This window comes from Pantoea allii, assembly GCF_002307475.1.
In the GTDB taxonomy this organism is placed as follows: domain Bacteria; phylum Pseudomonadota; class Gammaproteobacteria; order Enterobacterales; family Enterobacteriaceae; genus Pantoea; species Pantoea allii.
In genome coordinates this window covers 175,450-187,678 of the sequence record NZ_NTMH01000034.1, presented here as the reverse complement: position 1 = coordinate 187,678, position 12,229 = coordinate 175,450, and the positions used below count along the sequence as shown (strand labels likewise).

13 protein-coding genes are annotated in these 12,229 nt (G+C 52.5%); 5 read left to right on the top strand and 8 right to left on the bottom strand.

Features of this window, described 5'->3' with window-relative positions:
* Nucleotides 1-221: 221 nt before the first annotated feature.
* Nucleotides 222-1,640, bottom strand: coding sequence for a melibiose:sodium transporter MelB (gene melB, locus CMR03_RS14005; RefSeq protein ID WP_096011798.1), 1,419 nt, complete (start codon nt 1,638-1,640; stop codon nt 222-224).
* A gap of 84 nt (nt 1,641-1,724) precedes the next feature.
* The gene (gene melA, locus CMR03_RS14000; RefSeq protein ID WP_096011832.1) at nt 1,725-3,080 is read right to left on the bottom strand and encodes an alpha-glucosidase/alpha-galactosidase; all 1,356 of its coding nucleotides are present in this window, start codon (nt 3,078-3,080) and stop codon (nt 1,725-1,727) included.
* Between the two features lie 265 nt (nt 3,081-3,345).
* Between melA and melR the strand changes: the two genes are divergently transcribed.
* The 4 genes from melR (at nt 3,346) to CMR03_RS13980 (ending at nt 6,281) form a co-directional block, all read left to right on the top strand.
* Entirely contained in the window at nt 3,346-4,278 is a 933-nt protein-coding gene (gene melR, locus CMR03_RS13995) for a transcriptional regulator MelR (protein WP_063881250.1), read from the top strand.
* Between the two features lie 198 nt (nt 4,279-4,476).
* A complete protein-coding gene (gene trmB, locus CMR03_RS13990) occupies nt 4,477-5,196 on the top strand; it encodes a tRNA (guanosine(46)-N7)-methyltransferase TrmB (protein ID WP_096011797.1) in 720 nt (239 codons plus the stop codon).
* Entirely contained in the window at nt 5,196-5,522 is a 327-nt protein-coding gene (locus CMR03_RS13985; protein ID WP_063880846.1) for a YggL family protein, read from the top strand. Before trmB ends, CMR03_RS13985 begins: the two co-directional genes overlap by 1 nt.
* Nucleotides 5,523-5,564: 42 nt before the next feature.
* Nucleotides 5,565-6,281, top strand: coding sequence for a YggN family protein (locus CMR03_RS13980; RefSeq protein WP_096011796.1), 717 nt, complete (start codon nt 5,565-5,567; stop codon nt 6,279-6,281).
* 193 nt (nt 6,282-6,474) lie between these two features.
* Here CMR03_RS13980 and CMR03_RS13975 read toward each other — a convergent pair whose 3' ends face one another.
* Genes CMR03_RS13975 through CMR03_RS13965 form a run of 3 tightly spaced genes read right to left on the bottom strand, consistent with a single transcriptional unit; the run spans nt 6,475 to nt 8,652 of the window.
* Entirely contained in the window at nt 6,475-7,851 is a 1,377-nt protein-coding gene (locus CMR03_RS13975; RefSeq protein WP_096011795.1) for a PTS ascorbate transporter subunit IIC, read from the bottom strand.
* A gap of 44 nt (nt 7,852-7,895) precedes the next feature.
* Nucleotides 7,896-8,165: a PTS sugar transporter subunit IIB gene (locus tag CMR03_RS13970; protein WP_096011794.1), complete on the bottom strand. Its 270-nt coding sequence runs from the start codon at nt 8,163-8,165 to the stop codon at nt 7,896-7,898.
* A gap of 25 nt (nt 8,166-8,190) precedes the next feature.
* Entirely contained in the window at nt 8,191-8,652 is a 462-nt protein-coding gene (locus CMR03_RS13965) for a PTS sugar transporter subunit IIA (protein ID WP_096011793.1), read from the bottom strand.
* 465 nt (nt 8,653-9,117) lie between these two features.
* Here CMR03_RS13965 and CMR03_RS13960 point away from each other — a divergent pair, with 465 nt between their 5' ends.
* The gene (locus CMR03_RS13960; RefSeq protein WP_063881249.1) at nt 9,118-9,852 is read left to right on the top strand and encodes a GntR family transcriptional regulator; all 735 of its coding nucleotides are present in this window, start codon (nt 9,118-9,120) and stop codon (nt 9,850-9,852) included.
* 63 nt (nt 9,853-9,915) lie between these two features.
* Here the strand turns inward: CMR03_RS13960 and hemW are convergent, their stop codons facing one another.
* The 3 genes from hemW to CMR03_RS13945 are packed head-to-tail and all read right to left on the bottom strand — an operon-like array spanning nt 9,916 to nt 12,217.
* Nucleotides 9,916-11,055 carry a radical SAM family heme chaperone HemW gene (gene hemW / locus CMR03_RS13955; protein ID WP_096011792.1) on the bottom strand — a complete coding sequence of 380 codons (1,140 nt, stop codon included), beginning with the start codon at nt 11,053-11,055 and terminating at the stop codon, nt 9,916-9,918.
* Entirely contained in the window at nt 11,048-11,641 is a 594-nt protein-coding gene (locus CMR03_RS13950) for an XTP/dITP diphosphatase (RefSeq protein ID WP_096011791.1), read from the bottom strand. Before CMR03_RS13950 ends, hemW begins: the two co-directional genes overlap by 8 nt.
* 21 nt (nt 11,642-11,662) lie before the next feature.
* Complete coding sequence (locus CMR03_RS13945) at nt 11,663-12,217, bottom strand: YggT family protein (RefSeq protein ID WP_063880839.1); 555 nt, start codon at nt 12,215-12,217, stop codon at nt 11,663-11,665.
* Nucleotides 12,218-12,229: the final 12 nt, after the last annotated feature.

Below are 12,229 nucleotides of genomic sequence, written 5' to 3'. Positions count from 1 at the left end.
GGCAGGAATTCCAGCATAAGCGCACGTGAGAGTAAACCGGAAGATTGAAAAGGCCTGTTTCATTCAGGCCCATCGGATGCGTTGCCTTGACCGCCCCTGGGCGAGTCGCCACGGGCACGCCAGCATCAATCACAAATGCCAGACAGCAGCAGGCCAGATGACATGCACCTGGCCTGCTGTGGCTGTTCGAAACCCGGTATTAAAAGCCCGGCGTGCGGCTTTTACGGTTCAGATCCAGGTATCGCAAGGCTCCTGACCGGAATCGCTTCTGACGCCGGCGGTTTACGGTATTTATCCAGGAGATGGATCTGGATTTTCCGCAGCATATCGCCGTTCAGCCTGTAGAAACGGAAATAGAGCAGCAGCGTCAGCATAAAAAATACCGCGGGCAGTGCGATCATAATAAATTGCATACCTACCAGGGTTTCCTGTGACTGCGCGATGTTAGGCATATAGCCAATTATCCCCAGCACCACGGCGATAAAGAAAGCGGCAAAGGCTGAACCGCCTTTCACCACCATAGTCTGCACCGAATAAGCAATGCTCTCGCAGCGCACATGCAGCTTGTATTCACCGTAATCGACGGTATCCGCCACCATGATCACCTGGAGCACCCAGAAAAGGGCAGTACCGGTATTTAACAGGATGCCGGCCACCACAATCAGCGGAGTGGAGTGATAGCCCGCCAGCGCCATGGCAAACAGCACGCCACAGCTCAGTATGGGCAGCGCGGATGCCGCCGCCCACAGAATTCGGCGCGACAGAATGTTCACCAGTTTTGGGAACAGGATTAACGTCACCAGGTTCGCCGCACCGGCATAAGAGAGATAGTAGGGGAAAAGAGTGGCATCGCCGATAACGTAGGTGAAATAGTAGATGGCAAAGCCGGTAATGATGTTAGCCGCGACGTTGTAAGCCAGCGCCATTCCCAGCAGGCAGGAAAGCTGATCGTTACGATAGATGAGGGCGACAATGGCTTTCAGTCCCAACCGGCTGCCGTCCGTGGTTTCATCGTCAGTGGACGAATAGACTTCATGCACGTTTCGCAGCGTCACCAACATTGATGCGATAAAAAAGGCAATTAACACCAGCGTAAACATCTGGAAGCCTAATCCGCGATTGTCACCGCCAACATAGCTGACAAAGGGCAGGGCAATGCCTGCGGTGACGAAGGAGGCAAGGCTGGCGAAAAAGCGCGGCCAGGGCACCAGCTCTTCACGTTCGCGCTTGTCCAGAGTGATAGTGGGCACCAGCGACCAGAACGGGATATCCATAATGGTGTAGGTCATGCCCCATAAGATGTAAGTGACGCAGACGAACACCAACTGGGCCGTGCCCTCAAATAAGTGGGCGCTAAACAACAGGAACAGCACCAGCGAGTTCGCCAGCGTGCCCACAAAAATCCAGGGTTTGAATTTCCCCCAACGTGATCGCGTGGCATTAACGATCCAGCCCATGATCGGATCGTTAATGGCATCCCAGATCCGTGCCACTAAAAACAGTGTACCGACGACACCAACCGATAAACCCACTACGTCGGTGTAGTAATACATCAAATACATATAAACAATGCCAATAGCGAAATCTTTCCCAAACGCGCCGAATCCGTAGCTGAGTTTTGTCGTTATTGAAATGCTCATCGGGTACCGGGACGCTGTTGCCAGCGCCCGCCTTCTGTTATGGAATACAGCAGCAGCCGGACTGCATGTCCGGAGACAAAGACGTTACGCGTGAAGCCAGGCGGGCAGCCAGTCTCCGTGTTCGGCGATCAGCTCATCCACCAGCGCATAAATCTCCTCAATGCCCAGCACCGCTGCCGTGTGGGGGTCCAGCATGGCGGCGTGGTAAACCCGGTCACGGTTTTCCGTCAGGATGGCTTCGGTCAGCAGCGTTTGCACATTGATATTGGTTTGCATCATGGCCGCCAGATGTGACGGCAGCGTGCCGACTTTGGTGGGCTGAATCCCGTTGGCGTCCACCAGGCAGGCGACTTCCACACAGCATCCCTGAGGCAGATTGTCGATTAACGCATCATTGCGCACATTGCCGTAAATCACGGCAGGCTCGCCTGTCCATATCGCATTCATAATGGCGCTGGCATACTCGCGCGATGGCTTACTTTCAATGCGTTCAGCGCGCTTGTAATGCTCAAGTTCGCTACGCCAGTTATCCAGTTGCTCTACGCAGCGTTTAGGATATTCGTCCAGCGGGATCTGGTAGCGCTCAATCAGATCGTCTCGTCCCGGCTTGATAAACCAGGGCGTGTATTCCGCGAAGTGTTCTGAAGATTCAGTGACGAAATAGCCCAGTTTTTTGAACATTTCATAGCGTACCAGGTTCGGGCAGCGTGGATTGCCGTGAATATTGGGTTTCGGTGCCTGCCCGGCGTCAAAGGCGGCCAGCAGTTCCGGATACAGATTGACGTAGGTACCCTCTGCGGTTTTCCGCTCCAGCTCCAGATAAAACGCCATATGGTTGATACCGGCAGAGCGGTAGCGTAAATCGGCAGGGTTGAGGTTGAGATCGTTCGCCAGCTCTTCAGCGGTTCCCTGAACGGAATGGCACAGGCCAACCTGTTTGATATGCGGATAACGTGCGTACATCGCCCAGGTATTCATCGCCATGGGGTTGACGTAATTAAGCATGGTGGCATTGGGGCACACCGCCGTCATATCTTCACAAATCTGCCACAGGTGCGGGATGGTGCGCAGCCCGCGCATGATGCCGCCGGGGCCAAGCGTATCCGCGATGGTCTGCTCAAGGCCATAGCGCTTACATACCGCAAAGTCTGTGACGGTACAGGGTTCATAGCCGCCAATCTGGAACGCCACCACCACAAAATCGGCATCGACTAATGCCGTTTTCTGGTCACTGTGGCAGGTAATATGGCCTGCCGCGCCAGCCGAACTCATCAGCTTGCTGACCACGGTGTAGGACTCGTCAAGCCGGGTTGCATCAATATCCATCAACGCGATATGGGCTGACTTCAGCGCATCGCGGTGGAAGACATCGCCAAGGATATTTTTAACGAAAATAGTGGAACCCGCGCCAATAAACGTAATTTTGGGTGCAGACATCAGGATGCTCCATTGCAAGGTTGGATAACGTCATAGTGTCACGCCGTAACTAACGAAACTTCCTTCTAATCAGGGGAGCATTCCCAAAAGCTCAGATCTGCCCGCCGCCAGCATCGGATCTGAGTTTTTGGGATAAATTTACCTGGAAAGAAGAGTATCTGGCCTGAAAAGCAGAGAATTATTAACGCGAACCGCCCATTTTTGGCCTCTGCTACTGGCCTGAGCCCTTCAGATATGGCAGGGTTCTGATAATTCAGGAGAGGGAATGATGATGATGCAGCCTGGCGTACCGCTTCCACCCGACCCGCATATGTGTAGCAGCGATGAAAAGCAGACCCGCAGTCCGCTGTCGCTCTATTCTGAATACCAGCGCATGGATATCGAACTGCGTCCGCCGCTGGCCATGACCACCAGCCACTGGCACGGTCAGGTGGAGGTGAATGTCCCGTTTGACGGTGACGTGGAGTACCTGATCAATAATGAAGTCGTCCAGATTAAACAGGGTTACATCACGCTGTTTTGGGCCTGTACGCCGCATCAGCTTACGCGTCCCGGCAACTGCCAGAACATGGCTATCCTTAACCTGCCGATGCATCTGTTTTTGTCCTGGCCGCTCGACAGAGAGTTAATCAATCATGTTACTCACGGCATGGTGATTAAGTCTGTGGCAAAGCAGCAACTCAGTGTGTTTGAAGTGCAGCGCTGGCAGCAGGAACTCAACAGCCCCGACGAACAGATCCGCCAGCTTGCCGTCGATGAAATTGGCCTGATGCTTAAACGCTTTAGTTTGTCGGGATGGCAGCCGGTAGGGGTGAACAAAACCTCTCGCACGCACAAAAACAGTGTGTCGCGTCATGCCCAGTTTTATGTCAGTCAGATGCTGGAATTTATTGCGGATAACTACGATCAGGCTTTGACCATCAATGACGTAGCCGAACACGTTAAGCTCAATGCCAATTATGCGATGGGCATTTTTCAGCGCGTTATGCAGCTCACGTTAAAACAGTACATTACCGCCATGCGCATCAACCATGTCAGAGCGTTATTGAGCGACACCGATATCACCGTGCTTGATGTGGCGTTGACGGCCGGATTCCGATCCAGCAGCCGCTTCTACAGTACATTTGCTAAATATGTCGGCATGTCTCCACAGCAGTATCGTAAGCTGAGCCAGCAGCGGCGGCAGACGATGGCTTTATAAGCCGTTTTTCGCGTGATGCGTCGAGATCCTGACAGGGTGATCTCAACAAGGAAATTTCTGCGGTTTACTCTACACTCAGGCAGGAAATCGCGCTTCAGGGCACCCAGGAATAAAGCAGAACGTGGCAAAGGCTTGCTTCTGCTTTTGAACTTTGCATAATGCCCGTTTCCCAGAACAGGCAAACCAGCAGGCTTCTACATGATTAATGATGTCATCACCCCGGAATATGATGAAAATGGACGCCCGTTGCGTCGGATTCGTAGTTTTGTGCGCCGTCAGGGCCGCTTAACCAAAGGCCAGCAGCTGGCGCTGGATAATTACTGGCCGGAGATGGGTGTTGAATATCAGCCTGATCCCATTGATTTGCCTGTGCTGTTTGGTCGTGATGCGCCGGTGACCCTGGAAATTGGCTTTGGTATGGGCGCCTCGCTGGTGACCATGGCGCAAAATACGCCACATCAAAACTTCCTGGGGATTGAAGTGCACGCGCCGGGCGTGGGGGCCTGTCTGGCTTCTGCAAAAGAAGCGGAGGTCAGCAATCTGCGGGTTATGTGTCATGATGCTGTTGAAGTGCTGGAAAAAATGATTCCTGATAACTCACTGCGCATGGTTCAGCTTTTCTTCCCGGACCCGTGGCATAAAGCCCGTCACAATAAACGCCGCATTGTGCAGGTGCCCTTTGCCGAACTGGTGATGCGTAAACTTAAGCTGGGTGGCGTGTTCCATATGGCGACCGACTGGGAAGCCTATTCAGAACATATGCTTGAGGTCATGAGCAGCATTGCAGGTTATCAAAACCTGTCTGAAGACAGCACGTATGTGCCGCGTCCGGAAACGCGTCCACTGACAAAATTTGAGCAGCGCGGGCAGCGTTTAGGCCATGGCGTATGGGATTTAATGTTTGAGAGGGTGAAATAATGGCCACACAACGCAGCCGCCGTTTACGTAAAAAATTACATATTGATGAATTTCAGGAACTGGGCTTTTCTGTGGCCTGGCGTTTTCCTGAAGGCACCGCTGAAAGTGACATCGACGAAACCCTGAATCAGTTCATCAATGAAGCGATCGCGCCTAATGGTCTGGCTTTCGATGGTAGCGGTTATCTGGCATGGGAAGGGCTGATTTGCCTGGAGCAAACCGGTAAATGCACCGATGAACATCGTGAGCTGGTACGCAAGTGGCTGGACGACCGCAAGCTGCAGGATGTGAAAGTGACCGAACTCTTTGACGTCTGGTGGGACTAAGTTACCAGCAGTGTCGCTTTCACACCCACACAGGGAGATTGTATGATTCGTAACGCGCTGGTCGCCGGTCTTTTACTGGCAGCAACGCAGGCCCAGGCCGCCTGGGAGTGCAGTGTCAAACCACAGGATGATGTTGTTATTACGCCACAAAACGTGCAGGTGGTGGGTGAAAACGGCAACATGCAGATCTCGACGCTGGGCGATGTGCAGTTCAACGGTCAGAAAATGACGATGAATGCGGCTAACCGTCAGAAGGCGATTGATTATCAAAATGCCTTACGTCGCGATCTTCCCTGGATCGATAACGGTGCCACATCACGTCTGGAGAAAGGGCGTGCTGCGCTGGATAACATCATCACCCAGCAAGTCGGGGAATCCAGCCGGTTACATGGGCGGCTGGCAACGCTGAATACCCAGTTAAAAACCCAGATGAACCGCATTATTGAGCATCGCAGTGATGGTTTAACCTTCCATCATCAGGCGATCGATCAGGTTCGTGCCGATGGTCAGCAACTGGTTAATCAGGCGATGGGCGGTATTCTGCAGGACAGCATCAATGAGATGGGCAGCAAAGCCATGTCCAACGGTGGCGGCAGCGGTTTACAGGGGTTGATGGGGAATCTTGGCGGCCTGCAAAACGCCATTCAGAGCGAGTGGAATAATCAGGAAGCCGACTTCCAGCAGTTTGGAAAAGCGGTCTGTAACCGGGTTATTGCTCTGGAGAAAGACCGGAAAACACTGGTCAGTTCGCTGAAGTAATGCTTCACAGAGGGCCTGCTCCGGCAGGTCGTCTGCCCTTCACCGTGCGGTTCATTGAGCCAGTGGTCGCCCGTTCTCAGGGTCTGCGCGCCCTGGCGATGAAGACGTCCGTGGTCAGGCGTCATCAAGGTTGCGCCCTTCCTGAATCCGTTGCAAAACAAAAGGGGCTGAATTCATCAGCCCCTGGCAGGATTTAGTCGTTGTTAACCTCTTTAGCGACCGTTTTGTTGCTGGCAACGTAGTTATAAATAACCAGCAGGGCAAAAATTCCCGTGATCACCATGGTGATCGTTCCCTTATCAAGGAACCTGGCCATATTACCCAGCAGTATCCCCGTAACGCCAAAATCGGTGTCCGAGAAGGTGGTGTTGGTCAGGCCGATGGCACCCAGCACAGGTAATAAGGCGACCGGCAGGAAGGTAATCAGAATACCGTGCGCAAAGGCCCCTAACATTGCCCCGCGTTTACCGCCGGTTGCATTACCAAATACGCCTGCCGTTGCGCCGCAGAAAAAGTGCGGTACGACACCTGGCAGGATTAATATCCAGTGCAGCTGTCCAAGAATAAACAGCCCCACCAGTCCGCCGACAAAGCTGGAAATAAAGCCAACCAGAACGGCATTAGGCGCATAAGGGAAAACGATAGGGCAGTCCAGTGCCGGACGCGCGTTGGGCACCAGCTTCTCTGAAAACCCGGTAAATGCCGGCACAATTTCCGCCAGAATTAAACGCACGCCCTGAAGGATAATAAAGACACCCGCAGCGAAGGTAATAGCCTGCACAAACGAGTACACCAGATAGTTTTGTCCGTGGCTGAACTGACTCTCCACATATTCCCTGCCCGCTGAGACGGACAAAATAAAATAGATGATCATCATCGTCAGGGAAATCGAGATGGTGCTGTCACGCAAAAAACTCAGGTTTTTTGGCATGTTCATCTCTTCAGTGGATTTTGAACCTTTGCCCACCAGAGAACCTATCCAGCCTGACAGGACATAACCCACCGTGCCGGTATGCGCCAGTGCAACCTGATCGTGCCCAATGATTTTACGCATATAGGGCTGAGCCAGTGCCGGGAAAAAAGCCATTAACATTCCCAGCGTCAGCGAGCCGGTATAAATAAGCTGCACGCCTTCAAATCCGGCCACCGACAGGATAATGGCAATCATACAGGCCATATAAAAGGTGACATGACCAGAGAGGTAGATATATTTCAGGCGGGTAAAACGGGCAACGGTGATATTTGCCACCATGCCAAACGCCATGATAAGCGTCGTGGGCGCGCCATACTTCGCCAGGGCGATAGACACCATCGCCTCATTATTTGGAATAATTCCCTGAACGTTAAATGCGTGCTTAAAAATATCCCCCAGCGGCGTTAGTGAACCAACCAACACCGTGGCACCGCCTGCCAGTACTAAAAAACCCAGGATGGTTTTTACCGTGCCTTTTATCACATCCGGCAGCGGTTTGCGTTGCGCGATCAGACCGAACATCGCCACCAGTCCGACCAGAATAGAGGGGACTTTCAGCACGTCGACAACTACCAGTAAAAGGTTTTGTATAAACATAATAACCTCAGCGGTAAGTGTTCTTTTATAAGTGGGTGACAGGATTATTTATTGAAGTACTCGCGAATTTTTTGCTCAACTTCTTTCAGGTCGATAATGTTATTAATGATGATGACTTTTTCCGGCGGCAGGTTAGCGCTGTAGGCGATGTCTTTTGCCATAACAAACACATCCGCCACGTCCGGTGTCACTGAGCCGAGATCGGAATGCTCAACGTCCGCCGTGACATCAATCGCTTTAAGCACTTTTTTGATGTTCATTTCCATCATGAAGCTGCTTCCCAGGCCTGAACCACACACTGCCATAATTTTCATAAAAACCTCTTTGAATTTGAATAGGTTAATTGGACATGTCGTTTGCTAACAGCACCGCGCACAACGCGTGTTGGCTTTGTGCCTGGTACACGCGTTCCATGATGGCGTCGTCAGTCAAGACTTCAGCCAGCTGCGAGATCATCTCGATGTGGCTGTTGCTGTCAGGGGCGGAGAACATGAAAAGAATGTCGACAGGATCGTTTTCCCCCGCATCAAAGGTGACCGGGTTTGCAAGCTTCACCACGGAGAGTCCCAGCTTCATTGCGCCCTGCTCAGGGCGGGCATGCGGCATGGCAATGCGCGGTGCGATAACGAAGTAGGGGCCGGTTTCCTCTTTAAGGCGGACAATCGTGTCGATGTAATCCTGTGAAATCGCACCTTCTCTGAGCAGGGGATCGCCAGTGACCTGAATCGCGGCTTTCCAGTCAGAAACGCGTTCAAGATAGTGAATTTTGTCGGCATTCAGCCATTGGGTCAGATTCGCCATACGTTATCCTGGATAAAAAGTTATGCAAAAAAGTCAGGATGCAGGCTCGCCGCATTCATCAAGCTGTACAGTCAGCTTTCTTTGTTTCTTCACGCTGTCATCCCTTTTCCGTTTTATCCAGCAAAACGGCTGGCAGCAGGATGAAAAAGAAAATAAATATAAACCATTATAAATTATGGTTTTTATTTTGACTGCACGCATCAGTTTTGAACATCCGCTGTTGCAAAAAACGTTTCTTACGTATAGACATGTTAAACCTGTCTAGTCATCTTGATGATGCACCTCGACCTGTACAGATACAATATGCAAGAATCATTTCTGGCTGGACGAAGGGAATTTGAGTGCAAAATCGTTAGCTGGATCACATCTGGGTCCTTTCTTACTGGCACGTCGTGACGGAAATCAGGCGTAAAGGCGTTGCTGTAGCGCACCGCAGGCACGGGCACACTATTCGGGAACATGCTGATGTTCGATGGCATTACAGAGAAGCAAAAAGAGGTTGTCGACTATATTCTGACGAAGATCATGCAGGATGGCCTTCTGCCGGGCGATAAGCTGGACACGGAAATTGCCATTGCCAAGAACATTGGCATTACCCGGGCGACGGTGCGGGAAGCTACCCGAATCCTTATTGAGCAGCAGCGCATTTATCGGGTAAAAGGTTCGGGCTTGTTTGTCGGCTCAATCGGCAAGAGTAATCATTCTGGCCGGTTTCATGCGCTTTCGCCGTTTGATTATCAGGCGCACAAAAAAGGACACAAAGCGGTCAGGAAGGTGCTCACTGCCAGTATTATCAAAGTGCCCGGGCCCGATATGGCGCAGGCTTTACGCATCAAGAACAGCGACCAGATATACAAAATCGTTCGTCTGATGTGCTTTGATGACATCCCTGTCGCGCTGGAATATATCCATCTGCCCGTCAGCCTGTTTAACAGCATGGAGTTTGGGCGACTGGAAATCTCAAAATATTCGTACATTGAACAGATCACCGGCAAGAAAATTCAGCGTCGTGATCAGCAACTGAATGCCATCAACGTTACCGACGGTGAGCAGCTCAGGCTGCTGAATTTTAATGCGAATGATGCGGCGCTGGAGATCAACGAAACCGTCTATCTGGATGATGGTATGCCCTGTGAGGTTAACATCGCCATTATTAACACGAGGCTGTTACAGCTAAGGCAGAATACCGAGCGCGGTTGAACGGCGGTGTAAACGGCCCGGTTACGCTAACCTGTTGCGTCAGGCTTCCGGGCCGGGAATGCGCTACGCTTCCGCTAAAAACAGCTCCAGCAACGTGTTCAGGAACAGTTTGCCTTTCTCTGTAATTTGCCAACATTCCGGCGTTTCGGTGATGTAGCCTGCGGCAAGCGCCTGGTCGATCTGCGGGCGAACCCACGTTTCATCCAGCCCGGTATAGCGGCTAAAGTCAGCACGCGGCGCGGGCTCCAGCAGACGAAAACGGTTCATAAAGAACTCAAACGGCTTATCACTGTCCACAACGTCGTACTGCTTGTCGAGATAGTTTCCCTTCATAAAGCCACGCGGATGACGCACTTTTATCGTGCGGACAATGCGGCCATCGGGCTGGGTCAGTTTGCCGTGCGCACCACAGCCAATGCCGAGATAGTCACCAAACCGCCAGTAGTTCAGGTTATGTTCACAGCGGTAGCCCGGCCTGGCATAGGCCGAGGTTTCGTATTGCTGATAACCGGCGGCGGTCAGCAACTGATGACCCTGCTCGAAGATATCCCACAGGGCGTCATCATCCGGCAGTGTGGGCGGGCGAGAGGCAAATAAGGTATTCGGCTCAATGGTCAACTGATACCAGGAAAGATGCGGTGGATTGAGCGCAATCGCCTGGCGTAAATCGTCCAGCGCCTCCGTCAGTGACTGATCGGGAAGGCCATGCATCAGGTCAAGGTTGAAGCTGCGTAAGCCTAATCCCTGAGCCAGTTCGGCGGCGCGTTTCGCTTCGTCTGGTCCGTGGATACGGCCCAGTCGTTCCAGCTTCTGCGGACTGAAGCTCTGTACGCCAATGGAGATGCGGTTAATGCCGGCGCGTTGATAAGCGCTGAAGCGGTCAGCTTCTACCGTGCCCGGGTTCGCTTCCATCGTGACTTCCGCATCTGCCGTCAGCGTCAGGCGCTCGCGCACACCATCCATCAACATCTGCATGGCGCTGCTGCTTAACAGGCTTGGCGTGCCGCCGCCGATAAACACCGTGCGAACCTCGCGACCCTGAATCAGCGGCAGATCGTTTTCAAGATCGCGCAGCAGGTGCTGCACATATTCAACGTGCGGCACCTCATCCTTTAAGGCGTGAGAATTAAAATCACAGTAGGGGCATTTCTGTACACACCAGGGAATGTGGATGTACAAACTCAGAGGCGGTAAATCAGGCATTACGCATCGCTTCCAGTAACAGCGTCAATGCTTTACCACGATGAGAGACGTTTCCTTTCTCTGCTTTAGTCAGTTCGGCGGCGGTTTTACCCAATGCCGGAACATAGAACACGGGATCGTAACCAAACCCACCGTTACCGGCTGCCGTCCGGGTAATTTCCCCGTCCCAGCTACCGTGGAACACCAGCGGCGTGGGATCAGAAGCATGACGTAAATAGACCAGCACGCAGTGGAACTGTGCCTGACGTTGCCCGTCGGGCGTATTTTCCAGCGCCTGAAGCAGTTTTTCCAGGTTCTGCTGGTCGCTGGCCTCTTCACCGGCATAGCGGGCAGAATAAATCCCGGGCGCGCCACCCAGCGCATTTACGGCCAGCCCGGAGTCGTCTGCAAGAGCAGGAAGCCCGGTAAGCTGCGCGGCGTGACGCGCTTTCAGGATGGCGTTTTCGATAAAGGTCAGGCCGGTTTCCTCGGCGGATTCGACGCCGAGTTCGGTTTGCGCCACGATATCCAGACCAAAGGCGGCGAGCAGATCCGCCAGTTCACGTACTTTGCCGGGATTACCGGTGGCAAGAACAACTTTTTGCATAACAGTTCCAGTTTGATTCATTTACAGCAAATACCAGAGACCCGGGAACAGATCCATGCCAAGGAAATTCAGGGCATACAGCACCAGAATCACAATCATGGCTGAGAAGTCGATGCCGCCCATGGCAGGGAGAATGCGGCGAATCGGCGCCATTAATGGCTCGGTCAGTTGGATCAGCACGAAGTCCATCGCACCGCGGCCCTGGCTGATCCAGCTCATCAGGGAGCGAATGATAATCACCCAGAACACCAAATAGCCGGCAGATTTCAGCAACGACAGCAGCCCAACCAGCAAATTGGTGGGATCGACAGAGAACACGCCGACCTGGATGAGCAGCAGAAGCGGGTATTTAAGCGTTGTCAGTACAAAGGCTAACAACAGAGATGCCGTATCGATCGGACCCAGTGCAGGCAGGATACGACGTAAGGGTTTCACAATCGGCTGAGTAATCTTCACCACAAACTGGGCAAGCGGATTATAAAAATCACAACGTGACCACTGCATCCAGATGCGCAGCAGCAGCACCATGACGTAGAGATCGATTATCGTTTTTACTAAAAACGTCATTGTTAACATGAAGTTCCTCAA

Coding starts and splice junctions, on each gene's coding strand:
- melB (WP_096011798.1), bottom strand. CDS start 1,640: ATGAGCATTTCAATAACGACAAAACTCAGCTACGGATTCGGCGCGTTT.
- CMR03_RS13945 (WP_063880839.1), bottom strand. CDS start 12,217: ATGTTAACAATGACGTTTTTAGTAAAAACGATAATCGATCTCTACGTC.
- hemW (WP_096011792.1), bottom strand. CDS start 11,055: ATGCCTGATTTACCGCCTCTGAGTTTGTACATCCACATTCCCTGGTGT.
- melR (WP_063881250.1), top strand. CDS start 3,346: ATGATGATGCAGCCTGGCGTACCGCTTCCACCCGACCCGCATATGTGT.
- CMR03_RS13975 (WP_096011795.1), bottom strand. CDS start 7,851: ATGTTTATACAAAACCTTTTACTGGTAGTTGTCGACGTGCTGAAAGTC.
- CMR03_RS13970 (WP_096011794.1), bottom strand. CDS start 8,165: ATGAAAATTATGGCAGTGTGTGGTTCAGGCCTGGGAAGCAGCTTCATG.
- CMR03_RS13950 (WP_096011791.1), bottom strand. CDS start 11,641: ATGCAAAAAGTTGTTCTTGCCACCGGTAATCCCGGCAAAGTACGTGAA.
- CMR03_RS13960 (WP_063881249.1), top strand. CDS start 9,118: ATGTTCGATGGCATTACAGAGAAGCAAAAAGAGGTTGTCGACTATATT.
- CMR03_RS13965 (WP_096011793.1), bottom strand. CDS start 8,652: ATGGCGAATCTGACCCAATGGCTGAATGCCGACAAAATTCACTATCTT.
- CMR03_RS13985 (WP_063880846.1), top strand. CDS start 5,196: ATGGCCACACAACGCAGCCGCCGTTTACGTAAAAAATTACATATTGAT.
- trmB (WP_096011797.1), top strand. CDS start 4,477: ATGATTAATGATGTCATCACCCCGGAATATGATGAAAATGGACGCCCG.
- CMR03_RS13980 (WP_096011796.1), top strand. CDS start 5,565: ATGATTCGTAACGCGCTGGTCGCCGGTCTTTTACTGGCAGCAACGCAG.